24 protein-coding genes are annotated in these 25,607 nt (G+C 40.3%); 17 read left to right on the top strand and 7 right to left on the bottom strand.

The window, feature by feature from the left end; all coding sequences use genetic code 11:
• Nucleotides 1-6: 6 nt before the first annotated feature.
• Nucleotides 7-660: a hypothetical protein gene (locus J0A69_RS21290; protein WP_206588654.1), complete on the bottom strand. Its 654-nt coding sequence runs from the start codon at nucleotides 658-660 to the stop codon at nucleotides 7-9.
• A gap of 185 nt (nucleotides 661-845) precedes the next feature.
• On the opposite strand from J0A69_RS21290, the gene J0A69_RS21285 reads away from it, so the two are divergent.
• Nucleotides 846-2,102, top strand: coding sequence for a hypothetical protein (locus tag J0A69_RS21285; protein WP_206588653.1), 1,257 nt, complete (start codon nucleotides 846-848; stop codon nucleotides 2,100-2,102).
• Between the two features lie 120 nt (nucleotides 2,103-2,222).
• On the opposite strand, the gene J0A69_RS21280 is transcribed toward J0A69_RS21285, so the two are convergent.
• Nucleotides 2,223-3,326 carry a glycoside hydrolase family 130 protein gene (locus J0A69_RS21280; protein WP_206588652.1) on the bottom strand — a complete coding sequence of 368 codons (1,104 nt, stop codon included), beginning with the start codon at nucleotides 3,324-3,326 and terminating at the stop codon, nucleotides 2,223-2,225.
• A gap of 256 nt (nucleotides 3,327-3,582) precedes the next feature.
• Here J0A69_RS21280 and J0A69_RS21275 point away from each other — a divergent pair, with 256 nt between their 5' ends.
• The 5 genes from J0A69_RS21275 (at nucleotide 3,583) to J0A69_RS21255 (ending at nucleotide 10,276) form a co-directional block, all read left to right on the top strand.
• Nucleotides 3,583-4,206, top strand: coding sequence for a dihydrofolate reductase family protein (locus J0A69_RS21275; protein ID WP_206588651.1), 624 nt, complete (start codon nucleotides 3,583-3,585; stop codon nucleotides 4,204-4,206).
• A 163-nt stretch (nucleotides 4,207-4,369) separates the two neighbouring features.
• On the top strand, nucleotides 4,370-5,134 hold the full coding sequence (gene map / locus J0A69_RS21270; protein ID WP_206588650.1) for a type I methionyl aminopeptidase: 765 nt from the start codon (nucleotides 4,370-4,372) through the stop codon (nucleotides 5,132-5,134).
• A gap of 273 nt (nucleotides 5,135-5,407) precedes the next feature.
• Nucleotides 5,408-5,680 carry a hypothetical protein gene (locus tag J0A69_RS21265; RefSeq protein ID WP_206588649.1) on the top strand — a complete coding sequence of 91 codons (273 nt, stop codon included), beginning with the start codon at nucleotides 5,408-5,410 and terminating at the stop codon, nucleotides 5,678-5,680.
• 261 nt (nucleotides 5,681-5,941) lie between these two features.
• The gene (locus tag J0A69_RS21260; protein ID WP_206588648.1) at nucleotides 5,942-7,039 is read left to right on the top strand and encodes a PepSY-associated TM helix domain-containing protein; all 1,098 of its coding nucleotides are present in this window, start codon (nucleotides 5,942-5,944) and stop codon (nucleotides 7,037-7,039) included.
• A gap of 156 nt (nucleotides 7,040-7,195) precedes the next feature.
• Nucleotides 7,196-10,276 carry a WD40/YVTN/BNR-like repeat-containing protein gene (locus J0A69_RS21255; RefSeq protein WP_206588647.1) on the top strand — a complete coding sequence of 1,027 codons (3,081 nt, stop codon included), beginning with the start codon at nucleotides 7,196-7,198 and terminating at the stop codon, nucleotides 10,274-10,276.
• Between the two features lie 178 nt (nucleotides 10,277-10,454).
• On the opposite strand, the gene J0A69_RS21250 is transcribed toward J0A69_RS21255, so the two are convergent.
• Nucleotides 10,455-10,832 carry a PIN domain-containing protein gene (locus J0A69_RS21250; RefSeq protein WP_206588646.1) on the bottom strand — a complete coding sequence of 126 codons (378 nt, stop codon included), beginning with the start codon at nucleotides 10,830-10,832 and terminating at the stop codon, nucleotides 10,455-10,457.
• On the bottom strand, nucleotides 10,829-11,035 hold the full coding sequence (locus J0A69_RS21245; RefSeq protein WP_206588645.1) for a type II toxin-antitoxin system VapB family antitoxin: 207 nt from the start codon (nucleotides 11,033-11,035) through the stop codon (nucleotides 10,829-10,831). The genes J0A69_RS21250 and J0A69_RS21245 overlap by 4 nt, the downstream gene beginning before the upstream one ends.
• Before the next feature lie 91 nt (nucleotides 11,036-11,126).
• On the opposite strand from J0A69_RS21245, the gene J0A69_RS21240 reads away from it, so the two are divergent.
• Entirely contained in the window at nucleotides 11,127-11,978 is an 852-nt protein-coding gene (locus J0A69_RS21240; protein WP_236033065.1) for an alpha/beta hydrolase family protein, read from the top strand.
• A gap of 5 nt (nucleotides 11,979-11,983) precedes the next feature.
• On the opposite strand, the gene J0A69_RS21235 is transcribed toward J0A69_RS21240, so the two are convergent.
• Entirely contained in the window at nucleotides 11,984-13,339 is a 1,356-nt protein-coding gene (locus J0A69_RS21235) for an amidohydrolase family protein (RefSeq protein WP_206588644.1), read from the bottom strand.
• Nucleotides 13,340-13,532: 193 nt separating this feature from the next.
• Between J0A69_RS21235 and J0A69_RS21230 the strand changes: the two genes are divergently transcribed.
• The 9 genes from J0A69_RS21230 (at nucleotide 13,533) to J0A69_RS21190 (ending at nucleotide 21,486) form a co-directional block, all read left to right on the top strand.
• Nucleotides 13,533-14,147: a hypothetical protein gene (locus J0A69_RS21230; RefSeq protein ID WP_206588643.1), complete on the top strand. Its 615-nt coding sequence runs from the start codon at nucleotides 13,533-13,535 to the stop codon at nucleotides 14,145-14,147.
• Between the two features lies 1 nt (nucleotide 14,148).
• Entirely contained in the window at nucleotides 14,149-14,442 is a 294-nt protein-coding gene (locus J0A69_RS21225) for a winged helix-turn-helix domain-containing protein (protein ID WP_206588642.1), read from the top strand.
• A 52-nt stretch (nucleotides 14,443-14,494) separates the two neighbouring features.
• Complete coding sequence (locus tag J0A69_RS21220; RefSeq protein WP_206588641.1) at nucleotides 14,495-14,821, top strand: hypothetical protein; 327 nt, start codon at nucleotides 14,495-14,497, stop codon at nucleotides 14,819-14,821.
• A gap of 36 nt (nucleotides 14,822-14,857) precedes the next feature.
• The gene (locus J0A69_RS21215; RefSeq protein WP_206588640.1) at nucleotides 14,858-15,601 is read left to right on the top strand and encodes a DoxX family protein; all 744 of its coding nucleotides are present in this window, start codon (nucleotides 14,858-14,860) and stop codon (nucleotides 15,599-15,601) included.
• Between the two features lie 28 nt (nucleotides 15,602-15,629).
• Entirely contained in the window at nucleotides 15,630-16,874 is a 1,245-nt protein-coding gene (locus J0A69_RS21210) for a DUF4153 domain-containing protein (RefSeq protein ID WP_206588639.1), read from the top strand.
• 200 nt (nucleotides 16,875-17,074) lie between these two features.
• On the top strand, nucleotides 17,075-17,524 hold the full coding sequence (locus J0A69_RS21205; RefSeq protein ID WP_206588638.1) for a nuclear transport factor 2 family protein: 450 nt from the start codon (nucleotides 17,075-17,077) through the stop codon (nucleotides 17,522-17,524).
• Between the two features lie 46 nt (nucleotides 17,525-17,570).
• On the top strand, nucleotides 17,571-18,815 hold the full coding sequence (locus tag J0A69_RS21200) for a cation:proton antiporter (RefSeq protein ID WP_206588637.1): 1,245 nt from the start codon (nucleotides 17,571-17,573) through the stop codon (nucleotides 18,813-18,815).
• A gap of 74 nt (nucleotides 18,816-18,889) precedes the next feature.
• A complete protein-coding gene (locus J0A69_RS21195) occupies nucleotides 18,890-20,470 on the top strand; it encodes a serine hydrolase domain-containing protein (RefSeq protein WP_206588636.1) in 1,581 nt (526 codons plus the stop codon).
• Nucleotides 20,471-20,583: 113 nt separating this feature from the next.
• Nucleotides 20,584-21,486 (top strand): sugar phosphate isomerase/epimerase family protein, encoded by a 903-nt coding sequence (locus tag J0A69_RS21190; RefSeq protein ID WP_206588635.1) that lies wholly within the window; start codon nucleotides 20,584-20,586, stop codon nucleotides 21,484-21,486.
• Nucleotides 21,487-21,547: 61 nt separating this feature from the next.
• Here J0A69_RS21190 and J0A69_RS21185 read toward each other — a convergent pair whose 3' ends face one another.
• Nucleotides 21,548-22,213: an FAD-binding oxidoreductase gene (locus J0A69_RS21185; protein WP_206588634.1), complete on the bottom strand. Its 666-nt coding sequence runs from the start codon at nucleotides 22,211-22,213 to the stop codon at nucleotides 21,548-21,550.
• 177 nt (nucleotides 22,214-22,390) lie between these two features.
• Between J0A69_RS21185 and J0A69_RS21180 the strand changes: the two genes are divergently transcribed.
• Complete coding sequence (locus tag J0A69_RS21180; protein WP_206588633.1) at nucleotides 22,391-23,911, top strand: amidase; 1,521 nt, start codon at nucleotides 22,391-22,393, stop codon at nucleotides 23,909-23,911.
• A 49-nt stretch (nucleotides 23,912-23,960) separates the two neighbouring features.
• Here the strand turns inward: J0A69_RS21180 and J0A69_RS21175 are convergent, their stop codons facing one another.
• Nucleotides 23,961-25,460, bottom strand: a complete 1,500-nt coding sequence (locus tag J0A69_RS21175; protein WP_206588632.1) for a hypothetical protein — start codon at nucleotides 25,458-25,460, stop codon at nucleotides 23,961-23,963.
• Nucleotides 25,461-25,607 lie beyond the last annotated feature (147 nt).

Below are 25,607 nucleotides of genomic sequence, written 5' to 3'. Positions count from 1 at the left end.
ATTTTTTTAATCAGGTTGAATGCGGAGGTTGGCAAAGCTGCCGTCAGACCCATTTCCCACCCAGAAACCTAATTTTCCGTCGGCATTCGGATTAATGGGTTTTACATCCAGCACCTTGGTTGGCCAGTCGTTCACATAAACCTGAATCTGCTGATGGCTAATAGTGATTTTGACATGAAACCAATCGTTTGGATCTACAGGCTTTGGAAGCGGGTTTTCGTATTTCCCCGGTTGGCTCTCGCGTAAATTAAACCAGTCAAACTGCGGCAAGAAAATGTATTGAACCGAGTGGCTGCGTCGCAATTCTTCAGCGCTGTTGAAGTTGAACGGACGGAAATAGATGGCTTCGTAGGTACTGTCGTTCTGAATATGAAAGGCCAACCCTACAAAACTCCGTTGCATAACATCCTTACCTTTCACATCAAATTCCAGCGTTCCGGTAGAGAACAGGACATTCTCTAGCCAAACCACTCCGGGGCCTTCCGCACTTTTTACTTGGATGATCTGACCTTTATCTTGGTCTTTTCCCAGTACAAATTCCCTATTTGAAGCGCTAAAGTTGGAAGCTTTTGTAAGGTCAGGGGTTCGGGTTTGGCTGAAGCAAGGACGGCTGGACAGGATGGTGAGCAAGCTTGTTACAAACAGAATTGATTTATTCATTTTTGATTTTGATTAGGATTGCAAATTCGCGTGTTTCCATGCCTAAAACCTGTTCAAATCCAGTTCATATTGGTTTCAATTGCATTTCTTGTCCATTTGAAACTGAGTCAAATGATAGATTTGCAGTCCTTTGAAAAACATTAAATTTGTAGGAATGAGCCTCAGAAAGCGGGTTCAGAAACGAAATGACAGCAATTAAAAGACTCCGTGAATCCATTGAATCGCACCTTGCCTGGGGATCAGCTGAGGAATGGTCAAACTATGACTTTGAAAAACTCAGCGACGAAATCCTAAAGGCCACAGGAGTCAATCTTAGCGTATCTACACTGAAGCGTTTTTTCGGAAAAGTGAAATATGGCTCCAGTCCTTCTGTGACTACCTTGAATACTTTATCACGTTTTGTAGGCTTTGAAGATTGGCGAGATTTTGAATCTAAGGAAGAACCGATTCAAGAGGTAAAAGCAGAGGCCAAAGAAAAAGCACCCAAAGCCAAATCGGGTTTGCCAAAACTGTATTACATTTTCGCAGGAATAATTCTTCTTTTTATCGTGGCTTCGACCTTTTATTTCCAGTCACAAGCAAAATACAATCCCTCAGATTTCTCATTTTCATCCAAAACCATCCTGACAAGCGGATTACCCAACTCGGTTATTTTTGATTACGATGCGTCAAAAGCGGAAGCCCCGGATTCGGTGTTTATTAGCCAGAATTGGGATGTCAGAAGAAAGGTGCCAGTGGATAAAAACGGGAAACATTATTCTTCCATTTACTATTATCCCGGGTATTTCCGGGCGAAGTTGATGGCCGGGAATGTGATTTTGAAGGAACACGACATTCAAATTATTACTGACGGATGGTTGTCTGTGGTGACTGCTCCATGGGGTGAAAAGCCGCTATATTTTCAGAAAGAAGAAACGGAGAAAGATGGACAGGTGGAAGTTTCCAAGGAACTACTTGAAAAATACGGAGTCGAGTTGTTTCCTGATTTACCAGAGGTTAGGTTTTATAATCAAAAAGACATCAGCGGATTTACTACTGACAATTTTGAGTTTGAAACAGAAATAAAATCCGGATTTTCGGATGGAAAGGCGGCTTGTCAGCGGGTGGATATTTACCTGCAAGGCAAAGAGGATATTTTGATCCTGCCTATTTCCAGACCCGAATGCGTGGGTGAATTGTTTCTTGCAGCTTTTGGAATAGGCGTATCCAGTCAATCTGAAGACCTGAGTGGATTTGGTAGTGATCTGAATGATTGGGTTAAGGTAAAAGTGACCTGTATTGACAAACAAATCAGTTTTTTCATCAATGAAAAGCTAGCCTTTGCCGCTGAGATCCCAAATAATCCTGTGGATATCGTGGGTGTGCAATATCGTTTTGAAGGGCCTGGAGCTATTAGAAATACCCGATTGAAATCGGGGGAAAAAGAAGTACTTTTTGATTGATCTTGTGGTTTGGGCGCATCACTTTTTAATCTTCAATTGAGAGATACTTTTCAGCCAATTGGGAGTGCTTTAATTACTATGTTTTCCCATCAATTTTAGGAATCATTGACTTGAAAACCCTTACTTCTCCGGATCCCAAGAAACCACTCCAACCATACTATCTGCGGTACCATAATACAGAAACCACTGGTTCTGGAAGTAAACCAATCCTTCTAAAAAGGTGGTTCCTTCAGGATATTGGCCTGACTTTTCAAAGGGCAAGGTGGGTTGGATAAAAGGTTCTTCCACTCGATCCAAAAGCTTCCAGGGTTCTGTTGCCGAAAAAAGTGCCTGACCACCGGTATAGACACGGTTTCCTAGATTTTTCACACCTACTTGCTGTGAATTTCCTGCATTGTAAAGCACCACAATTCCATCTTTCGTCAGGACTGGCGGTGGTCCAGCTTCCACCAACCAAGAATCAAAATATCCTGGTCTCGGACTCAAAACAGGGACACGGTTTCCTTCATGATTCTCCACAGGTTGCCAATGGATCAGATCCTCAGATGTGGCTAACCAGATATGTGGCACCCCATAATACATCCAATATTTCCCATCTATTTTGGCAGCGGTAAGTTTGCCGTCTTTTATTTCGGTGACAATGGCTCCTGATTTTGATTCGGTAGAGTGGTATTTCCCATCTTTCCAATCCTTAAAAATGGGACCATGCTTTTCCCAGTTTCGAAGATCTCTGGAAGTGGCAACGGCAAGCCTCGGAACATCCCTGTTCCACTGGGTATAGGTCAAAACAAACAAGCCATCTGATGTTTCTACGATTCGCGGATCTTCAGTCCCTCCTGTCCATTCAAATTCCTTTTGATTGTCCTCTTTAGGGTAAAAGATAGGTTCAGACTCCCGTTCGAAAGTCAAACCATCAGGGGAAGTTGCCAAACCAATTCTGGAAGTATGTCCGCCTATCTCTTTTTCACCTAGTTTCTCCTCAGCACGATAGAGCACATTTACTTGATTGTCTTTCACCACAGCCGCTGGGTTAAAAGTTGCCATAGATTCCCAAGCAACGGTTTTACCAGTCATGGGATCTTGAAAAGTAGTGTTAGCCTGAGGCACGATAATAGGTTTTGCATCTTCAGGTCTGACAAAAGGCCCAAGCATCCAAGGCTTTTGCTGCGCCTGCAGGGATAAAAAAGAAAACAAAAGCAGGTTAAATGAAATTAATTTCTTCATGATTTTGGGTTTGACTGTTCCAAGATAGATTCTTGATCCTTGAAAAGAAAAGGTAAGGGAAAATTGTCAGGATAGGTGGTGAATCTATGGAAATCATGAGCCAAAAATCATCCCTGTTATAGCTAATTTAAAATCATTAGAATCCTACATACAAGTGGGAATCAACCTCTAAAATGTCGTAAAATACCTCTTTATACTGTTCCTTAGAGAGTAATTTTGATTTGAATTGGTAATACTACTTTTGGTCTGATAAAGCATGAGAAAAATCACTTTATATTCAATGATCTCCCTGGATGGGGTAATGCAAGCACCTGGAAATCCAGAAGAAGACCCATCAAATGGATTTTTATATGGGGGTTGGACAGCTCCTTTTAGCGACAAAATCTATCATCAGGAAGTTATGAAAGAACTTCAGGAGCCTTCAGATTATCTTTTGGGTAGAAAAACTTGGGAAATCTGGGCTGATTATTGGCCATATCATGATTCTTTTTGGCCAAACATTTCAAAGGGAACAAAATTTCTACTTTCGAAGTCCTTAAAGTCCTCTGATCCTCGAGTGGTAGCTTGGAAAAATAGTCAGGTAATTCATTCGGCAGAGGATATCAGGGAACTCAAAAATTCTAAAGGTCAAAATCTACAAGTTTGGGGAAGTAGTGAATTGGCAAAACTACTTTTCCAATATGACCTAATCGACGAACTAAGACTTAAAATCCATCCACTGATACTGGGAAAGGGTAAAAATCTATTTTCACCAGATCTGATACCTGCTTCATTTCGATTAATAGGTACAGTTATAAGTTCTACTGGAGTGATCATCACAAATTATCAACGAGAGGGCGAGATAAAAACCGGAACTCAACAGGCTACTGATAAGATTTAATATTTTTCATGCAATCTGAATTTGATTATAAAGTAGCGTTGAAAAAGCTCTATGAATTCCTTTCTTTCACGCTAATCTTTTAAACGAAATTTTTTTTATCCTCACAAACTAAAAATCCATTCTATCGGTTCTTTACCTTCTAACAAACCAAAACCTATCCGCCATGTCCATTACCAATGAATTTGAATTAGCAGGAATTAAGAAAGCCAGTGAGGCGGTTGCCTGCACTTTGAAAGAAATGACAGCCTTTGCTCGTCCAGGTATTTCCACAAAAGAACTGGATGAATTTGGTGCAAAAATCTTGGCGGATTTTGGTGAGAAGTCTGCACCTTTTTTAACCTATGGCTTTCCTGGACATACTTGCATCAGTGTGAATAAGGAGTTTTGCCATGGGATTCCATCGCAGAAAAGGATTTTAAAGGAAGGTGATTTGGTGAATATTGACGTATCGGCCGAGTTGGATGGATTTTGGTCAGACAATGGAAATTCCTTTGTCTTGGGTCCGGATATTCACGGGCATCAGGATTTGGTTAACGCATCCAAAGAGATTTTACAGAAAGCCATATTGGCGATTAAAGGAGGAATAAGGATTTCGGATGTGGGTCATCTGATAGAGATGGAAGCCAAAAAACGGGGCTATAAAGTCATTAAAAACCTGACAGGTCATGGTGTAGGTAGAAGTCTGCATGAGGAGCCTGGAGAAATTGCCAATTACCGGGACAAGTACAACCGTACTCGTTTTAAGAAAAACTCGGTTGTAGCGATCGAAACTTTTATTTCCACAGATTCTACTTATGCCGATACACTTTCGGATGGCTGGACTATGGTTGGAAACAGAGGCGGATTTATGGCTCAGCACGAACATACCATTGTGGTAACTGAAAACGAACCATTGATTCTGACCGAAATTAATGGGGTTTGGGATTGAAGTCAAGTTTAAGGAGTACTCTAATTTTTAAACTTTTCTAGTTTACATCATATTCCTAAAATCATTTTTTGATTGAAGAATCATTAAAGCATTTAAGACACCTTCAAATTATTGATTTTCAATAATTTAATTTTGATTTTTCTCAAATAGAATGGGTAACTTAAGCATACTGGAGCGAGATTTTTTCAACACCAGAACAGTCCCTGCCTGAGTTTCCAGGGGGCGAAATCCGAAAAGCCAAATGAGTAGGAATTACTTTTAACCCATAAACCCATGCCAACAGTAGTAATGCGCCACAAGGTGGGCGATTTTGACACCTGGATGAAAGGTCATCAAGACCGAGTAGAAATCTTCTCTCAATTCGGAAGCAGTTTCCAAACTTTTCAAGACAAAGATGACGCCAATTCAATTGTTTTGGTGGCTGAAGTGAATGATTTAGCTAAAATGCAGGAAGTCTTGGGAGATCCCGAAGTCATGCAAAAAGTGGCAATAGAAAAACACACCGTCCTCTTGCCGGTAGTAGTTTCTATGCCAGTTGCAGTTTAGGCTTACTAAGCTATGTTTTGACCCAAAAAAAGGACCTTAGTAGGTCCTTTTTTTATGCTTCCTTCAACAGAAACTGATTATACAACCAAGTATTTTTAGCCTTTGTAAATAGAGATTCTGAATATTGTTCCTATATCTCCATATAGAATTCTATTCGTGCGAGTGCCAAATGCTAGATTCCTATTAATTAATCCCACTTCCAACAAAGCAGGACAGTGCTTCGATTTTTTTATTAAATTTTTGGAATTCAACTGTTTGCTTATGACTCTGAAAAAAATTATTGGCCAGGTTCATCTGATCGTTGGCCTGGTGACAGGCTTCTTGTTTTTTATAATTGCGCTATCTGGAGCTATTTATACCTGGGAACCAGAGTTGAGTCGAATTGCTTTCCATCAAAAGGTAAAAAAAGAGAACCAGCCTTTAATTTCCATATCGGATATTAAAAACACATTGCAACAGAAGTTTCCCGAAGGGGATTTCCGTACCGCACTTTACCGTGATCCCGAAACTGCCATCGAGGTATTAATCTATGTACCCGGAACCTATTTCCATGCCTATTTAAATCCCTATTCGGGAGAGCTGATCCACTTACAGGATATGAACAAAGGTTGGATCAGTAAACTGAAAAACCTACATAGAAATTTGTTATTAGGACCTCCCGGGCGGGAAATCGTCCACTGGGTGACTCTGCTTTCCATGGGAATGCTCATTACGGGATTGGTGCTATGGTGGCCTGCAAGAGGAAAACCTGGAAAAGATAAATTCTCGATCAAATGGTCTGCTTCCCCAAAAAAGCTAAACTATGACTTGCACAACATCCTTGGCTTTTATGCCACATGGATTCTTATTTTCACCATTGGCACAGGAATTTTCTGGGGTTTTGCAGTGGTCAGGGAAAGTTTAAAAGAGGTCAGTGGCGAGAATACTTTGACTTGGGAATCTCCCCAATCCATGGTGCCGACGACAGGGCAAGCTGGTTCCAAGGATGAGGTTTTAAATAGTTTGATCCAAAAATATCATACAACCTATCCTGAGGCGGAAGTTCGAATCAACATTCCTCATAAGGAGGACGAAGCTGTTCAGTTATCCGTTATCAAACCAAAATCGGGGATTAATGCAGTCAATTTTTATTACCATGATCAATATACTGGAGAGCTGCTTAAGGGTAATTTCCAGAATGGGCTTGCGGAAAACCGGAGCACTTTCAGCAAAATCAATGGATTGGTTTATGACATCCATTTTGGAACTGTTTGGGGTCTTCCCGGAAGAATCCTGGCATGTTTAGCATCTCTGATTGGTTCTTCTTTGCCAATTACGGGCTTTTTAGTGTGGTGGAATAAAAGGAAACGTAAAAAATAAAATCTTATCCTTCCTTTCAGAAATATGAGTCTCTAATACTTTTACCTTCAATTTCTACCTATATGTAGATCCAAAATAAGTCCACCATTCCTCAAAAAATAAATGGAAGACTCGGATCAACTGATTAAATTCCAATCTGTACCGAAAACCACCAATATGAAATCCAAATTATTACTACTCTTGCTAAGCTTGGGTATGACTCTTCCTGGCTTTGGCCAAGAGTTGACCTCAGAACTTTTAGAAGGATTAACTCTTCGAAATATAGGTCCTGCCACCATGAGTGGGCGTATTGTCGACCTAGCTGTCCAAGAGTCAGATCCCTACACCTTTTATGCAGCAACTGCGACTGGAGGCATCTGGAAAACAACCGACAACGGCATCTCTTTCAAACCTGTTTTTGAAAAGGAAAACACCCATTCCATTGGAGCCATTGCACTCAATCAAAGCCATCCAAACATCCTTTGGGTGGGAACTGGTGAAAGAGCAAATCGCCAGAGTAATTCCTGGGGAGATGGTGTCTACATTTCTCATAATGGAGGTAAAACCTGGAAAAATGTGGGCTTGAAAGATTCTCATCATATCGGGAGAATCGTCCTCCATCCTACTGACACCGCAGTGGCTTATGTTGCTGCCATGGGTCATTTATGGGGACCAAATGAGGAGCGTGGCCTTTACAAAACCAGTGATAGTGGAAAAACCTGGGAGCGATTGATCTATGTAGATGAGGAAACCGGTGTAGTCGATGTAGCAATGGATCCTACTGATCCGAACATTCTTTATGCTGCCACTTATCAGCGAATGAGAAAGCCCTATGGTTTTCATGGTGGAGGTCCAGGAAGTGGAATTCATAAATCCACCGATGGCGGTAAAACTTGGAAAGAACTGAGCAATGGCCTTCCGGAAGGAGATTATGGCAGAATCGGGATTTCTATCTACCAAAAAAATCCAGAGGTAGTATTCATTTCTTTGGAACAAGGCTTTCAATACAATGCCTCCACGGCCTATAATGAAAGAAGAGCTGGCCTCTATCGAAGCAAGGACAAAGGAGAAACTTGGGAATTAATGAGTGACTGGAACCCAAGACCGATGTATGCTTCACAGCCTTTGGTTGATCCAAGTGATGAGTCTAGAATCTATATGATGAATCAGTATAGCTATTCAAGTGATAGCGGAAGAACTTTTACGGCTCCGCGTCAATCCTTGCATGGAGATGATAGAATTCTATGGGTTAACCCGAATGATTCCAGACATGTCATCAAAGGAGATGATGGTGGCATCGGGATTTCATATGACAGAGGACTTAAATGGCTTTTTGTCAACAACCTCCCCGTCAGTCAATATTACCGAGTAGCTGTGGACAATGCCACCCCTTACAATATTTATGGAGGACTTCAGGACAATGGAAGTTGGGTTGGACCAAGTGAGACTTATCGTAGAGATGGTATCTTAAACGAAGACTGGAAACGATTAGGAGGAGGAGATGGATTTCTAAACCTGCCAGACAGAACCGATCCTGATGTAGTCTATACCGAATCTCAATACTTGGGATTGTCGAGACTCAATATGAAAACCGGGCAAAGACAAGATATCCGTCCAGGAGATCCAACTGGGAATATAAGTGCTCGAAGAAACTGGGATGCTTGGGGACCGGGAATTCCAGAACCAGAGTTGGGAAATGCTATGGCACCTGCCAACTGGGATGGACCTTTTTTCTTATCCCATCATGATGATAACACCATATATGCTGGAACAAATGTATTTTGGAAAAGCACAGATAAAGGCGCTACTTGGGTTTCTCTGGGAGATTTGACTACCAAAATAAATAGAAGAGAGCTTTTGATCATGGGACAAAGACCTGATGAGCATACTGCCTCTTTGGATGATGGTATTCCTTATTTCCCAACTTTGACAGCAATTGCTGAAGATTTGTTTACACCTGGAATGCTCTATGCAGGAACTGATGATGGTTTGCTGCAGGTTTCCTGGGATGAAGGAAAAACTTGGAATGATGTCACCAACAAATTGAATGGCTTGCCAAAAGAAACATGGATCAACACCTTTGAACCGTCACATCACTTTGCAGGCACTGCTTACGTCGCAATTAATAATTACAGAAATGACGACTTCAAAAATTACATCTACCGCACCAAAGATTATGGTAAAACCTGGGAATCTGTAGAAGGAAACTTACCCTCAAACCGTGTGGCAAGAACTTTACGGGAAGATCCAAAGAACCCGAATCTACTTTATTTGGGAACTGAATTCGGTCTTTTTATCAGCAATGATGCAGGCGAGCATTGGGTGGAGTTCAAAAGCAACATGCCAACTCTGCCTTTCAATGACCTAGTCATTCACCCTAGAGACAATGACCTTGTTTTGGGAACTCATGGAAGAGGAGTTTGGATTTTGGATCATGTGAATGTGCTTCAGGAAATGACTCCAGAAGTACTGAAGCAAGAGGCCGCTTTGTTCTCAATCGCAACAGCCGAAATCATCAATTACACGAATGACGGAGCTCATACAGGAGACATGTATTACAGAGGTGAAAATCCAGAATTCGGAGCTGCCATTGATTACTACCTCAAAGATTCAGTGGCTAATAATTCTATCAAACTTACAGTGATGGATGCTACAGGCAACTTTGTAAATGAAGTAAAAACCAATAATAAGGCTGGCCTTCATCGCGTAATGTGGGATCTTACTTATCAATTTGAATCTGCAGGAACAGGTAGATCTAGAATGAGTGGACCTTATGTGGTTCCGGGATTATACACTGCCAAATTGGAAGTGAATGGAAAAAGCTATGAGCAGAAATTCAAAGTAAATGATGACCCAAGACTCGATATCTCAATTGGAGTAAGGAAAGAATGGACCGCCTCTTTAAAGCAAATACTTGATTTATACGGAATGGTTGAAAAAGATCGCAGCACTATCCAAAATCTCGAAGATCAGCTTGAGAAATTAGAAAAGGATAATATCACATACGATGCACAAAGTGCTGCTCCTCTCAAAGAAGTGATCCGTAAGTACGGAGAATTGACCAGTAGAATTAGAACTCTGTATTCTCAAGTGGGAGACTATATCGGGCCTTGGACACATGATCAAAACGAGCAATACAGCTATTTCCAAGCTGTTGCTCCGAAACTTAAAAGCGAAAGCGAGCAAGTGATCAAGAGTTCGCTTCCTAAAATCAATAAGAGTCTTAAAAAAGAAAATCAGTTGAAATTGGATAATTAAGCGATATCAAATAGAGTTGTAAAAGAGGCTGTCTCATAACTCCTTTTTGTCACATTGAGCGAAGTCGAAATGTAGCTTAATTCGCTGTATAAAGCCTTCGACTCCGCTCAGGCTGACAATATCATATAATTTTGAGACAGCTTCTTTTTTGTTTAAAATCATTTCTAAATTCATCTTTTCATGATGCCGGTAAATCTTTCATGAAACCAATTATTTTTCGGTCCAAAGTCCACAGTTCAAGGCCAAAATGCATAGAAGCATAAATAATTACCGCATCAATTAATCCTATCCCTCTTCCTAATAATTTGTTTGTACCTGCAAACTCCCCTGCCTTAACGATCATTCCCGGAGAATCCAAAACTCTCATTTGTTGGTAGAAATCATTAATCAAGGTTCTTTCACGGTTATTTTTCACGCCTTGAAGCAGTTCGGCAAAAATCAATTCCAACGTGTAAATCTCTCCGTTTTCCATGATTTCAGTCATAGGTTGAAAAAAATCTGGATTTCCTTTTAGGAATTCAATCCATACAGAGGTATCTACCAGTACTTTTCTCATCGCTGGTTTTGGTCACGCAATTGATCCGCTCCATAATAAAACTCTATAGGCTCAGCTGCCACCTCTTTTGCCAAATCCAACAATTTCCTTCGAGCCAAATAGTCTTTTAAAGCTATTCGTAGCGCCTCGGTCACATTTTTTGCTCCTGAAGTGTTGATTACTTCTTGAATCAATTCATCCTCAATTAATGCAGTGATTTTCATAACGTAAGGGATTTAAACAAAAATACGATAATTCATCGTATTTGTAAGTTAGTTGGAAAAACCTCCAATATTATCAATTGAACCAAAAAAAATGATCTTCGAATTTCCCGTTTTTTCTAACTTATCAAATCAATTAGCCGAAACCCGAATGTATCAAACCAAAGTCCTATTTCTTTTTTGCTTTTGCCTATTTCTAAGCACTGTCAGCTTTTCCCAAGAGAGGATTTTCGATGAATACACCATCCGGAATTTCTCTTTCCAAGGTCATCCTGCTAAGTTAGTTTTCCCTAACAAACCAAATAAAAATGGCTATTGGGTTTGGAGAGCTAGATTTTGGGGGCACGAACCGCAGTTAGACAAAGCCTTATTGGAAAAAGGGTTTCATGTAGTGTATGTGGATGTCGCTGATCTTTTTGGAAATGAGGAAGCGGTTAAAATCTGGGATGATTTCTATGCCTATTGCCGAAAGGAATTTAATCTTAATCAAAAGGTAGTTTTGGAAGGAATGAGCAGAGGTGGACTGATCATCTACAATTGGGCAGCGAAAAACACCGACAAGGTTTTTACCATTTATGCCGACGCACCGGTTTGTGACATTAAGAGTTGGCCGGGAGGATTATATTCAGGAAAAGGCAGCCCGTTTGATTGGGAGAAATGTTTAAAAGCCTATGGACTCGATTCTGTATCAGTCTTGGATTTCAAAGGCATCCCCATCTATACCAGCATTGCAGTAGCAAAAGCAAAAATCCCAGTAATACATGTCTATGGAGAAGCAGACGAGGTAGTTTCCTTTGAAGAAAACACCGCATTATTAGCCGAAGAGTTTAGAAAAGCTGGAGGAACCATTAAATTGATCGGCAAACCAGGCGTGGGTCATCACCCCCATAGTTTGGAAGATCCCACTCCTATTTTGGAGTTTATCATGAACAGTCTAAAGAAGTAATTGGATCACTCCACGGGTCCCAATTTGCCTTTTGCAGAATTCTTCAAATCCATGGAGGAATAGACTTTCCCGGCTTTGATCACAGTATGAACCGTTCTGGTTCTGTTGATATCTTCAATTGGATTTCCTTTAACGATAATCATATCTCCCCATTTTCCCGGACTGATACTTCCAGCTTTATCACCAATTCCCAATGCTTCTGCATTTTGTTGAGTGGCAAAATAAATCACCTCTGCAGCAGGAATTCCAACTTCCACCATTGCTGCCATTTCTCTATGAATAAAAAACCCACCGATTCCTCCACCCAAATAATTATCGAGTAAAAAAGGTCTATCAGTGCCAACAGTAATCAATCCTCCAGCGTCATAATACCGCTTCAGAATCCCTTGTTTAACAGGATAAATCAAAGCACATAAAGCATTGAAATCCGAAGGTTTGATGTTTTTGATGATTCTATCTGTGAATGGAGTAAAGTACAACTCTTCAAAAGCCCAATCCATAAAAACAAGTGATTTGACTTGCCCAATCGCACCGTAAGTAGCTAAAGTAGCGTCAAAGTAAACCCCATTTTCTATGTACAATTGGATGATTTCCTCGAGTCTTGGATCTGCTGGATCGATTTGCTTGAGACTTTGGTAGGCATCAATGGAATCGGCCAACAACCTTCCTCCCAAAAAATGCTCTACCCTATCAATTCCCATTTCAATTGCTTCCTGTGGATTTACTGAATTTCGGTAGCCTGAATTAAGATGACCTGTGACAGTCAAATCATGTTTATGGGCTTGATCTATCAAAACCTCCAAATGCTCTTTGGTGATGCCCTTCGCTTTGAATCCATAAGCTCCTTTTCTTGCCCACTCATCCACTCGTTTACGGATATCCTGTTCAGTAAAATCTGGATTCCAATCAGGAGCGGCCGTTCCGAAATATGGTCCTGAATGTAAAATCCTAGGGCCAGGACGCTGGTTTGAATCAATTGACCGTTGCAAATCCCACATTTTCTCGGGTTCAATTTCCCCTGCCGGAAAAGTGCTAGTTACCCCATTCGCAAGGAATATTTTTGGCATCGCGACAGTATCATCATAGGCTTTGTTATCATAACTGACCCGATAGTGTGCGTGCAAATCAATCAAACCTGGCAAAATATAGTCGGCATCTGTCAAAGACATTACTTCCCAATTCATGACATTCTCTGAGCCTGTCCCAAAAAGTCCATTGACTAAATAAACTCCAGTATTCTTTTTGAAGCTTTTTGTTGAGCTGTCATAAACCCAACCACCTGTTATTATTTTATTTTGTGAAAATGCAGTCAGACTAAAAAGTAAAAAAAGCAATAGGGCTAAAAGAGGCTTTGAGTTCATGGATATTGAATGAGTGATTCGTCCTGTTAAAGCTCCAATTTAGGTAATTCTAAATGAGATAAAATGGAAGTGGAAAGGAATGCCTCGAATAATTTGAATGGAGCTGGATTTCTTAGAAAGATTAAAAAATATTTTTCTTCGTATGGCAATTTCGATTCTTTGAATTTACTTTGTATCTCAAAGTACTTTTAAAATGAAAAAACCGGAACAAGAATTAGCTGAGATCAAATCCATGATGGAGCGGAGCACACGCTTTCTATCATTGAGTGGGTTATCTGGAGTTTTGGCGGGAATCTATGCCATCATTGGAGCGGGTATCGCTTGGTATTGGATTTATTTTCCTCTTTCTGAATGGGGAGACCCTGCTAATGAATTATCGGATTCTCAATTGATTTGGCGAATTCTCGCTTTGGCACTGGTGATCCTTGGACTGGCATTGATTTCAGCTTGGACCATGAGCAAACAAAAAAGTGCAAAAGCCTCCCAAAAATTCTGGACATCAGCAAGCAAGCGATTTTGGCAGGCATTATTTATTCCTGTCCTACTCGGTGGTTTATTTTGTTTCGCATTGGTTCATGAGCATACTTTTCAATTAATTCCTGCAGCCATGTTATGTTTCTACGGCTTGGGATTGGTCAGTGCCTCACATTTCACTTTGGGAGAAATTAAGAAACTAGGCTTTTCACAATTGGGCTTAGGGGTTTTGGCAGCATTTTTCCCTCAGTTCGGATTGCTGTTTTGGGCTGGAGGATTTGGGATTCTACATGTCATCTACGGATCCATGATGTACTATAAATACGACCGATAAGGTGAAGGGGAATTACGACAAAGCGTTTGAAAATGTGGTCCGACTTCGGGTCATGTCCATCCTGATGGTCAATGAGGAATATGATTTCAATTCCTTCAAAGAAATGCTCGATGTGACTGATGGGAACTTGGCTTCGCATTTAAAAAACCTTGAAAAGCAGGAATACATAGAGGTCATTAAAAGCTTTGTGGGCAGAAAACCATTGACCACTTACTCTGCTACTTCGACGGGTAAAAAAGCTTTTCAGAACCATCTGGAATTCCTAGAAAATTTGATAAAAGAAAATAAGACCTAAAAAAATTTAAGCATCTACTTTGAATCTCAAAGTACTTTCAATTAAAATAAACATGAAAACAAACATTGAATTCTTAAAAGGCTTCCAAGCCAAATCTGCATTAGTCGCAGGGATTATTGGAGCGAGTATTCCCTTTTCCTGGTTGATGTTTCTCATTCTAGTCAAAAGCGAATTATTTGAATCCTGGATGTGGGTCCCATTGATTTTCATCCCTTTAGGCGGTGTATTTGGAGGTTTGTTTTTTTACCTGATGGGATTTGTTTGGTTTCCCTCTGGTTCCAAAAAATTTGGAGCTATCCTTTTCAGCACACTCTTATACTTCGTCGCGATCTGGCTTAGTGCCGTGTTTGCCTTCAGCCTGATAGGGCTCTGGGATTAAGCAAATTCCATTTGAGGCTATTACAAATCAAATCTCATGACTACTTCAAACTTTACACAAAAATTAGAAGCCTATTACTTCACAATCAAGCAGAACCGATGGTATTGGTTATTGCAGCTTTTTTGCAGGATACTATTAGCCTACGCGTTTATCGTGGCCGGAATGGTGAAAATTTTAGGCGAACGGTTTGCCAGCGGCTTATCTGTAATTCACCCGATGGGCGCTTATCTGGAAGCACTTCACCATACCGGATACTACTACACATTTATTGGCATTGCGCAGGTTTTGGCAGCTATTTTATTGCTGTTCCCAAGAACTGTTTTAATGGGAGCATTGCTCTATTTACCTATCATTGTTAACATCTGGATCTTATCTTTTGCAGTGAGATTTGTGGGTTCTTATATCACTTCTCCTCTGATGGTCTTGGCAAACCTTTACATCCTTTCTTGGCATTATGACAAACTGAGGTACATCTTACCTTTTAACCGTTATTCCAAAGAGGTAAGCTTGCCAAAGCCAGAGAAATACAGCCTAAAATTCCCTTTTTTATTCGCTGGCGGGGTTTTATCCACCATGGTATTTGTTGTTCTATACTCCCTTTTCGGCCATGAGGTAATGCCTCAAAATTCACTTGAATCCTGCCAAAAGCAATTTGTGGGTACAGAAAATGAAGCTGCGGGATTCACTTTCTGCGAATGCATCCACGTCCAAGGCGGCTCTCTGGACGACTGTTTGGAAGATTATGAAAACTCAAAACTCAATACACAAGCTTCAAATTAACCATAAAACATCCTTAAACCCTTCCATCATGAAAGAAGAAATATTAACCCACTTAGACGATCCTGCTTTTTTGGAAAAGCTTTACCGATCCAATAAATCCCAGTTCAAAGAATCTCTATTAGAGATCAAAAAGGAGCAAACGTCAAACCCTGCCATTGAATTCTGGAATGCCAGACTCAGCTACGAAAGCCCATCCATTTCTTGGGGCTCAAAAAATGAATTGATCTACGTGGCAATTGGCTGCTTCATAGCCGGAATGATCGGCAAGATTCCAGATATTTTTTCCATTTCTCCAGATTTCTTTCTTCCCAGAAACATAGGATTTGTGGTTTTCCCTGTGCTTATCGCCTATTTCGCCTGGAAAAATGCTCTTTCAAGACAAGCAATAGGAATCTTGGCAGGAATAATCAGTATTTGTATCACCTATATCAATGTGCTTCCTGATAATTCCGACAGCGACTCTATCGCTTTGGCTTGCATCCACTTGCCTTTGCTTCTTTGGGCCATTTTAGGCATTTCTTTTTCGGGAAATAATTTCAGGAGCTTAAACCCTCGTTTGGAGTTTTTGAGATTCAATGGGGATGCAGCTGTGATGTGTGTTGTTCTTGGAATAGCTGGTGCTCTGTTGATGGCAATCACCTTTGGATTATTTGAATTGATTGGAATCAACATGGAACCGATTTTCGAAAAGTACATCCTTGTTTTTGGCCTGCCGTCCGTTCCAATTTTGGCAACATTCCTGACCCAGACCAATCCTCAGTTAGTCAATAAAGTCACTCCTATCGTTGCTAAGCTATTCAGCCCAGCAGTATTGATCATGTTGGTTTTATACATAGGAGCAATTATTTATTCCGGAAAAGACCCTTACAATGACCGTGAGTTTTTACTGATTTTCAACCTGCTTTTGATAGGAGTAATGGCTTTGATTTTCTTCTCAATTGCAGAAAATTCAGAGAAAGGTAAAATCACATTAGATATCTGGGTTCTATTTTTTCTTTCCTTAGTGTCTATCATCGTCAATGGAATCGCACTATCTGCAATTATTTTCAGAATATCAGAATGGGGATTTACACCAAATCGACTAGCTGTGTTGGTTGCCAATATTTTGATCTTGATACATCTGGTACTCGTGACATATCGGTTGTTTAAAACAGTTTCAAAAAAGAGTGATTTGGCTGAAGTCGGTGTGGCGGTTGCCAAGTTTATCCCAATCTATTTCATCTGGGGATTAATCGTAATTTTCATTTTCCCAATAGCTTTTAGCTTTCAATAAAAGAAGAATTTTAAACCCGTCTCAGAAGATTTCCTGTCGCAACTCAGATGCGGCAGGATTTTTTAATTTAAGCCTTTTCCGAATTCCAGGTTCATCGAAAATTCAAGTTTTTGACAGATGCTTTTAGACTTGATGGCTTACAATCTTTATTAAATCCTTAAATTAAACGATCAATAATTGCTTAAATCCCCATGATTAAAATGAAACCTTACATCCTTTTATTTCTTTTCTTTCTGACCTTCTCTCTTGCTTCCCAGGCACAGCAATCTTGTATGACAGCTGAAAACATCAAAGCCCTTGATGCAAAATGGGAAGAGACAAATCTTCATCCTAAAGCAGCTTTCTTTGAAGATTTGCTTTCAGAGGAATTTGTATGGGTACACAACCATGCTTCCATGATAGATTCTAAAGAAGATATGGTAAAGCGTATGAAAAGACAGGAGGAACAAGGAAGCAGCAATACCAGGTCAAGAACTCAAAGTGAGGTAAAAGTGGCTATTGTCGGAAATACAGCAATAGTGACAGGGTTTACTGTCGTGGACAGAGGCCCCACTCCTACTCGCTATCATTTTATGAGAACCTATGTGGAGATAGCTGGCAAATGCTACTTAGTGGGAAATCACACCATGGCAATTCCTGAGGAGGAATAAGCAAAAATTTGGATTCAAAACATGTCCTGAATATTAAAATTCCGCAATGAATATTTTTACCATTATCACCATTCTTATTGTTTTATCTGCAGCTTTTGCATTCATCAATACCAAATTTTTGAAGCTGCCATTTACGATTGGATTGATGATTATCGCAATCGCTTTCACAGTTGGAATAACGATTCTCGGAAAGATCAATCCCTTTTTCATTGAAGAAGCTGAGCTATTGATTCAATCCATTGATTTTGAAACGGCTTTGCTTGATGTGATGCTGAGCTTTCTTCTTTTTGCAGGCGCACTGCACACGAAGCTTGATACCTTGAAGACTTTAAAAGCTCCGATAGCAACTTTTGCAACCATTGGAGTGGTTTTGTCCACCTTTTTGGTTGGATCGATGATGTATGGGGTATTTATGGCTTTTGGGCATGAAATCAATTACATCTATTGCCTTTTGTTTGGTGCTTTGATTTCCCCAACCGATCCAATTGCTGTTTTAGGAATCTTGAAAGATGCGAATGCACCCAAAAAATTGGAGGTGAAAATCGTAGGAGAATCCCTTTTCAATGATGGGGTCGGTGTGGTAGTTTTTCTGGTCATTTTCAAAATTGCCCAACAGGGATTGGATGCCATTAGTCCGGGTGAAATTGGCCTTTTGTTCCTAGAAGAGGTCGTGGGTGGAATAACACTTGGGTTAGTTACTGGTTGGTTGACATTTCAACTGATGAAGGTAATCGACCATTACGAAACAGAAGTAATGATTACTCTTGCCTTGGTTATGGGCTTATCCATTTTGGCACACAAAATCCATGTTTCCGGACCCTTAGCGGTAGTGGTAGCAGGGATTTTCATCGGAAACAAATCGCCAAAAATCGCATGGTCAGAAACCACCCAAAATTATGTAGACAAATTCTGGGAACTGATTGACGTTCTCCTCAATGCGGTTTTATTTGTTTTAATTGGCTTGGAGCTTCTGATTATTTCTGCCAAGGAAGAATATCTGATTTTTGGTTTGATCGCTATTCCGGTTTCTCTGATCGCTAGGTATCTTTCCTTGGCTGGACCAGTGACTATCTTTGAGAAAAAGCTGGACTTCATCCCGAAAACCAATTTATTGATGACCTGGGGCGGAATCAGAGGAGGAATTTCCATTGCTTTGGCACTATCTCTGGAGCCACAAATGGAGCGGGAATTATTCCTGACTGTAACCTATGTCATCGTAGTCTTCTCAATTATTGGACAAGGTTTGACGATCGGCTCTTTGGTCAAAAAAGTTTTGGCCCGTTATTCTTAAGCCTAGAGTTTCTCTTTCTTGGAAATAAAATCAGGGTTTTTGTTTTAAATTCATTGAACATCCACTCCAACTATATGAAAGTCATTTCCCTACTTCTTCGGCCTGTTTTCATTTTTTTGATTCTTTTTTCCTGCACTTCAAAACCAGAAGAAAGTTCGTATGAGGAAAAAAGCACAACTTCTTTTTCTTCAACTTATCAGCCTCCAATTTTCAAAAATGATCAGCGAAAGGAGAAAATTGAAGGAATTGCTCCGCAGCTTCAAAAACTAATGGAAGATTATGCAAAGCAAAATAACATTCCTGGTATTGCCTACGGGATCGTTGTTGACAACGAGTTGGTCGTCTCGGATGCTGTCGGGTTTTTAGAGGTATCAAGTGAAACACCTGCCACAACTACAGCTGCATATCGGATTGCTTCCATGAGCAAAAGTTTTACGGCCATGGCTATCCTAAAATTGAGGGATGAAGGAAAGCTTTCACTTCATGACCCGGTTTCGAAATATATTCCAGAATTTGATCAAACTACCTATCTCACAAAAGATTCCCCAATTATCGACATTGAAAATTTGATCACGATGACAGCAGGGTTTCCAGAGGATAATCCTTGGGGCGACAGGCAGCTGGATGAACCTAATCAAATGCTGCTGGACTTGATGAGCGATGGACTTTCACTTTCCAATCCGCCCTCACTTTATTATGAGTACAGCAATACCGGCTTTGCTATGCTGGGATACATTATCGAGCAAGTTTCAGGAAAACCCTACCAAGCATATATCAAAGATGAGATCCTTAGCCCTCTGGGAATGACGCATAGTTATTGGGAAATTGATGAAGTACCAACTGGCGAACTTGTGATTGGTTACCGATGGGAAGATGAGGAATGGAAACTTGAACCCATGCTGCATGACGGAGCTTTCGGGTCCATGGGAGGTTTGATTACAAGCATTGAAGATTTCAGCAAATACGTCAGCTTTCATCTTTCCGCCTGGCCTCCAAGAAGTGAAGAAGAATCAGGCCCTATCAAAAGAAGTTCTTTAAGGGAAATGCACACACCTCAGTTCCCAAGACTTTATCCAAATGCTACAAACTATAACGACGAACCCTGTCCAAGAATGGCTGGATATGGTTATGGATTGGGTATTTATCAAGACTGTAATAATAGAAAATGGGTTTCACATGGAGGTGCACTCCCTGGATTTGGAAGTAATTATGTCTTTTATCCTGAATATGGAGTTGGGATCATGGCGTTTTGCAACCTAACCTATACCACACCTTGGCCTCTTAAGGAAATAGAGAAAATCTTGTTTAACGAGTTAGGAATCCAGCCGAGAACTTTACCTGTTTCTACTATTTTGGAAACAAGAAAAGAGCAAGTAGCGAAAATTTTCATGCAGGAAACAGCAGGTTTTGAGGTAGGAATTTTCGCAGAAAACTTCTTTTTGGATCAGGATAAAGACCATCGGACTGCAGGTTTGATGAAAGTTCTGGATCAGGCAGGAAAAATCAATTCCACAACGGAATTAGAACCACAAAATCAATTGAGAGGAACCTTCAAGCTGATTGGAGAAAAAGGCGACATACTTGTTTTCTTTACTCTAACTCCTGAAAAGGATCCAAAAGTCCAGCAATTGGATTATGTATTTCAGGAAAAATAAAAAGGTAAAACCTAGAAACATTTAACTATTACTTCAAAAAGACACAATAATCATTCATTCCTTAAAAATATCTCAAGAATTGGTATCTTTCAAACTCAATTAATACAACCCCTATGAAAAAAATCACATTAAATCTATCCCTTTTACTCCTTCTTGGTATTGGATTCAGCTCTTGCGGAACCAAAACTGAAGAAACTGTTGAGGTGGTAGAAGAAGCAGTTGTAGAGCCTTCATCATTTGGTGGATTGGCGCTTTACACCGTTCGGGACTCTATGGCGAGCGATCCAAAAGCTACCCTTCAAGCTGTTGCTGAAGCAGGATATGCTTATGTAGAAGCCGCAAATTATGAAGACGGAAAATTCTATGGAATGACACCTGCTGAATTCAAAGCTTATTTAGAGTCTTTGGGAATGACCGCAAAAAGTGCCCACATGGGCATGGTAACCATGGAAAATGCAGATCAGTTGATCGCTGATGTAAAAGCTGCTGGTATTGAATATTTTGTAATCCCTGTTCCTCCAATGGGCATGTTTACTTTTGGTAAAGATGGCATGGGAATGAAAGGCACCGCTGATGAGTTAGTAGCAATCATGGATACTTTGGGTGAAAAATGTAACAGCGCAGGTATTAAACTTCTTTATCATAACCATGATTTTGAATTCAAGCCGATGGCTGATGGTACTATCATAGAAGATATTCTTCTTGAAAAGTGTAATCCTGAATTTGTGAACTTTCAAATGGATTTATTTTGGGTAACAAAAGCGGAAGTTGATCCATTGACTTACTTCGAAAAATATCCAGGAAGATTCAAAGCTTGGCACGTTAAAGACATGAATGCTGAGGGAAATTTTGCACCAGTAAACACTGGAAGCATTGATTTCAAAAGAATTCTTGCTGAAAAGGAAAAGTCTGGAATGGAATTCTACCTAGTGGAACAAGATCAGACTTTCGGTCTTGACCCAATGGAAGCAATTAAAATCAGCCACGATGGCTTAAAAGAAATCGGATTTAAATAAGCCGATTGCTAAAACTAAAAAAGGGAGTTGATCTATCTGATCAGCTCCCTTTTTTGGTTTTTTACTTCTCAAAAATGATTGCGTCAGGATTTGCTCCCAGTTCTTCAAGACTTTTACTGATTGTTTTTACCATAGGATCTGGTCCGCAGACATAGAATTCCTGTGAGAAATCAGAAATATGCTCTTTTAAGAAAGCTTTGTCTATTCTCCCATATTCATGTCCGGCTTTCTCTTCTTTTTCCAAAATCGAAACGAATTCATTCCCTAGGATTCGTTGGAAATAATCCTCCAGAATCACGTCCTTGCTGGTTTTATTTGCAAAAAACAATTTGTTTCCTGGCACCTCACCTTTGGCTTCCAAATGTCTGAAAATCCCTACAAATGGAGTAACTCCCGCTCCACCTGCGATAAATGCACCTTTGCCATGATACTGAATTGCTCCCCAAGCATCCCCTAAAATAAGCTCGTCTCCCTCTTCCAATTGATCTAATTGATTCGTAACGCCATCATGATCGCTGTAGGATTTGATGACAAACTCCAAATGATCCGCGTCAGGCAATGCCGTAAAAGTAAAAGGACGCTTTTCTCCTCTCCATTCGTTTTTATTGATTGCTACCTCGGTAGCTTGCCCAGGGACAAAGGAATAGCCCTTTGGTTTTTCAACAACATAGCTTTTCACATCGTGGGTTAAAACTTTTATCGATTTGATTTTTACTGTATAGTCCATAGTTGGTTGTTTTGGTTCTATTATAATAAACGCCTCAGAGTGCATTTGTTTAAACTATCAATAAACCACATTCTGTTCCAACCCTTGTTTTTGGATTAAAAACCTGATAATTCCAATAGGCACAAAGGTCTTTAGATCGTATCTTCCGATAATTTCGGTTCAATATTCACCCTACCAATGAAAAATACCGCCATATCCCTGTCCTACCTGCTTTTCGCATTGCTGTTTTGGGCATGTAACAAGCCAAAACCAAAGGAATCCATTGATTTGCAGGAGTTGACAATCGCTCAATTTCACCAGGCCTATCAAAAAGGAAAATATAACAGTCAGGACTTGGTAGAGGCATATATTTCCTCAATTCGAGCAAATGATAGCCTGATCAATTCTATCACGATTATCAATCCAGAAGCAATAGCTATCGCTAAAAAACTGGATGAAGAATACCAAAACACCAAAGTTTTGAGGCCACTTCATGGTGTTCCGATCATCGTCAAAGACAATATCAATACCGTAGGATTACCTACCACAGCGGGTTCTTTTGCTTTACAGGATTTTTACCCAGAGGAAAATGCCTTTATCATAAAAAAGCTTGAAGAAGCTGGAGCAATTGTTTTGGCAAAATCTAACATGGCTGAATGGGCTTTTTCACCGATGCATAGTGAGAGTTCTACGGGGGGAATCACCCATAATCCATACAATCTCGACCGAGTCCCAGCAGGATCCAGTGGTGGAACAGGTGCAGCTATTGCGGCAAACTTCGGTTTAGGAGGTTTGGGAACCGACACCGGAAATTCCATTCGCGGTCCTTCTTCTCATAATTCTTTGGTGGGTTTCAGGACGACTTTAGGTTTAATCAGCAGGGAAGGAATCGTTCCTCTATATTTAAGAAATGATGTGGTGGGGCCAATGTGTCGAACTGTCGAAGACGCTACCCGTATGCTGGAAGTAATGGCCGGAGTTGATCCAAAAGATCCAATTACGGCTTATTCAGAAGGGAAAACAACTGAAAACTATCAGCAGTATTTACAAAAAAATGGACTTGAAGGAATGAGAATTGGGGTTTTGAGAGAGCTCAGTGATTTCGAAGTTGAGCCAGAAATCAAGTCACTTTTTGAAAAGGCAATTGCTGATTTAGATTCTTTGGGTGCAGAGATTATCGATCCATTTGTCGTTCCAAACTTTGCAGAACTGAGACGAAATCAGTGGTGTCCAATGTTTCGAACCGATTTAGAAGAATTTCTTGCTACTTACGTAAAACGAGACACGCTCCAAACCTTGGAAGATGTGATAAGGATTGGAACAAATTCTGATTTTTCCAGAGTTAGACTGGAATCCTCTGCTAATGCTGAAATCCAAAATCCTTGCTTAAACGCCTATGAAGATCCAAATAGAATCGCATTTCGTGAGGCAATTGAAGCAGCGATGGATTCATTAAATCTGGATGCAATCATTTATCCTAGCTGGAATAAAAAGCCAGCAAGAATTAACCACTATATGGAAGATTATGGCGGTGATAACAACCAGATGATCGCACCACATACTGGCCAGCCTGCATTTACTGTCCCTATGGGTTTTGGCTATGAAGGATTGCCAGCCGGGATTCAGTTTTTGGGAAGGATGTACAGCGAACCTACTTTGATAAAAATAGCCTACGGCTACGAACAGGGAACGCTTCATAGACTCCCGCCGAATTTATAATTAAAAAAAGCCATTTCTGAATCAGAAATGGCTTTTCGCAAAATGCTTTTTATCCTAAAAGCAAGGTCAGATTTCTATGAATTTGATTTTTACCTATGTATGAATATCCATTGGTTGTCCGGGCTGTCGCTACAAGAATAAAGCTGAAAGCGCAAGATTGGGGTGGTCGCCAATTTCCTGAAATAGGAATCAGTTTATTAGTATACCCCATCCAATTCCCTTTAGACAAGTCATATGCTTCAGAATAAATAGAAGTTGAAAGTCCTGCGCCATAAGTGGCATAGAAGCTTATCCCTCTTAGGTTTCCTTCAGGGTCATTTGCAGTAATCCTGAAATTCAATCCATCAGGAGCTGCCCCAATAGTCTCAATAGCGCATGCAGAAACTTCACTACTTCCATGTTTCACACTTTCAATGTTTGTTGCTGGCACATGATTATCGATATAAATTCCCAATTCTTGAGTTGCCGCAACACTTGTATAACTCGAGCCAACATAGAAAGTCACTTTAATTTTATACAAACCAGGAAGCAAAGCTGTGGTAGGAAATTGAATCAACAAATCATCAATCGAATAGTCTGTTCCAGGATTGGCCATTTGGTAATACCCATAGGACGAGGCTGCGAATGACTCCAAAGCATAGGTACTTCCAGTCCATCTGTAATTTGACCAATTACTAATCAATTTGGAGTAAGAGCCTCCAGGAGGCGCCATTTCCACTTTGTACTTTTTATTTCCAGCTGCCCAAAGTTGTTGCAATTTTGTCCGATTCCCAATCAGATTTAGGGTTCCTCCAAAAGCTGCATTTTCAACATGCACATAGTAGCCTGGATCTGTACTTGCACGTCCGGAAGCATTGATTTTGGTAGTAGGAATCAATCCTATACTACCAACCAGAGGTCCCAAATCCGCACTTGGAATACTTGGTTTTCTAGAAAGAATCAGCTGTCTAAGCTTAGTAAAATCCTTGTGAAAATTTACTGGAAAATCTGTCGTAAATGCTGGATTACTGGATCTAACTCTAAAACCAAAATACGTATAAGGTGTGCTGAGTGGCCAAGAAAGAGCCACATTGATTTCCTTCAATTCAATCTTGAGTTTCCAGATCCTATGGCTGGTTTCTGAATTTGGGCTGGGACCAAACTCCTGGACCACTTCTGATTTTGGAGGAACAGTGATTCCTGTCCATTGCCCTGGACCCAAGTATTTTTGGATTCCAAGCTTGTTTGGCTGATTTACAAAATTGGCATAGTTGACATCAACATTGCTGGTGATAGCTCTATCCCTGTTTGAATCAAAACTCAACCAAAAATAATCGTTAGTCCCGGAATCATTTCCAGTATCATAGACCACATCAAGTGCCAGATAAAGGAAATTTGCATCGTTTTTTGCCATCACAAATCCTCTGGAGAATTTGAGTGAGCCTGCATCTTCCCAAGCACCTGAATTAATTGAGGCTGCTGGATCGATGGGTGTCATTGCCCATTCACTTTTCAAAGGAAAAGCAAAAAGCAATGGAGTAGTAATCGACAAGTTTCTAAGTTTTGCCATGGTATTAAGGGTAAATAAAAATTTGGAGGGCATTAGGAGTCCTCTGATAAAAATGAAAGTAGAATGGTTACTATCCCGATTTGGGAACCGAAAAGCATAAGCTGATACCTATTGATCAAATATCTGATCATCAATTACTTACAAAGT

Source organism: Algoriphagus pacificus (assembly GCF_017254845.1).
Classification (GTDB): domain Bacteria; phylum Bacteroidota; class Bacteroidia; order Cytophagales; family Cyclobacteriaceae; genus Algoriphagus; species Algoriphagus pacificus.
This window is presented reverse-complemented; position numbering and strand designations above follow the sequence as displayed.

What these genes read in the sequence shown, in the direction of transcription:
- J0A69_RS21235 (WP_206588644.1), bottom strand. Translation starts at nt 13,339, where the DNA reads ATGAACTCAAAGCCTCTTTTAGCCCTATTGCTTTTTTTACTTTTTAGT.
- J0A69_RS21250 (WP_206588646.1), bottom strand. Translation starts at nt 10,832, where the DNA reads ATGAGAAAAGTACTGGTAGATACCTCTGTATGGATTGAATTCCTAAAA.
- J0A69_RS21220 (WP_206588641.1), top strand. Translation starts at nt 14,495, where the DNA reads ATGAAAACAAACATTGAATTCTTAAAAGGCTTCCAAGCCAAATCTGCA.
- J0A69_RS21195 (WP_206588636.1), top strand. Translation starts at nt 18,890, where the DNA reads ATGAAAGTCATTTCCCTACTTCTTCGGCCTGTTTTCATTTTTTTGATT.
- J0A69_RS21215 (WP_206588640.1), top strand. Translation starts at nt 14,858, where the DNA reads ATGACTACTTCAAACTTTACACAAAAATTAGAAGCCTATTACTTCACA.
- J0A69_RS21260 (WP_206588648.1), top strand. Translation starts at nt 5,942, where the DNA reads ATGACTCTGAAAAAAATTATTGGCCAGGTTCATCTGATCGTTGGCCTG.
- J0A69_RS21185 (WP_206588634.1), bottom strand. Translation starts at nt 22,213, where the DNA reads ATGGACTATACAGTAAAAATCAAATCGATAAAAGTTTTAACCCACGAT.
- J0A69_RS21285 (WP_206588653.1), top strand. Translation starts at nt 846, where the DNA reads ATGACAGCAATTAAAAGACTCCGTGAATCCATTGAATCGCACCTTGCC.
- J0A69_RS21255 (WP_206588647.1), top strand. Translation starts at nt 7,196, where the DNA reads ATGAAATCCAAATTATTACTACTCTTGCTAAGCTTGGGTATGACTCTT.
- J0A69_RS21175 (WP_206588632.1), bottom strand. Translation starts at nt 25,460, where the DNA reads ATGGCAAAACTTAGAAACTTGTCGATTACTACTCCATTGCTTTTTGCT.
- J0A69_RS21275 (WP_206588651.1), top strand. Translation starts at nt 3,583, where the DNA reads ATGAGAAAAATCACTTTATATTCAATGATCTCCCTGGATGGGGTAATG.
- J0A69_RS21230 (WP_206588643.1), top strand. Translation starts at nt 13,533, where the DNA reads ATGAAAAAACCGGAACAAGAATTAGCTGAGATCAAATCCATGATGGAG.
- J0A69_RS21200 (WP_206588637.1), top strand. Translation starts at nt 17,571, where the DNA reads ATGAATATTTTTACCATTATCACCATTCTTATTGTTTTATCTGCAGCT.
- J0A69_RS21290 (WP_206588654.1), bottom strand. Translation starts at nt 660, where the DNA reads ATGAATAAATCAATTCTGTTTGTAACAAGCTTGCTCACCATCCTGTCC.
- map (WP_206588650.1), top strand. Translation starts at nt 4,370, where the DNA reads ATGTCCATTACCAATGAATTTGAATTAGCAGGAATTAAGAAAGCCAGT.
- J0A69_RS21180 (WP_206588633.1), top strand. Translation starts at nt 22,391, where the DNA reads ATGAAAAATACCGCCATATCCCTGTCCTACCTGCTTTTCGCATTGCTG.
- J0A69_RS21205 (WP_206588638.1), top strand. Translation starts at nt 17,075, where the DNA reads ATGAAACCTTACATCCTTTTATTTCTTTTCTTTCTGACCTTCTCTCTT.
- J0A69_RS21245 (WP_206588645.1), bottom strand. Translation starts at nt 11,035, where the DNA reads ATGAAAATCACTGCATTAATTGAGGATGAATTGATTCAAGAAGTAATC.
- J0A69_RS21190 (WP_206588635.1), top strand. Translation starts at nt 20,584, where the DNA reads ATGAAAAAAATCACATTAAATCTATCCCTTTTACTCCTTCTTGGTATT.
- J0A69_RS21280 (WP_206588652.1), bottom strand. Translation starts at nt 3,326, where the DNA reads ATGAAGAAATTAATTTCATTTAACCTGCTTTTGTTTTCTTTTTTATCC.
- J0A69_RS21240 (WP_236033065.1), top strand. Translation starts at nt 11,127, where the DNA reads ATGATCTTCGAATTTCCCGTTTTTTCTAACTTATCAAATCAATTAGCC.
- J0A69_RS21210 (WP_206588639.1), top strand. Translation starts at nt 15,630, where the DNA reads ATGAAAGAAGAAATATTAACCCACTTAGACGATCCTGCTTTTTTGGAA.
- J0A69_RS21265 (WP_206588649.1), top strand. Translation starts at nt 5,408, where the DNA reads ATGCCAACAGTAGTAATGCGCCACAAGGTGGGCGATTTTGACACCTGG.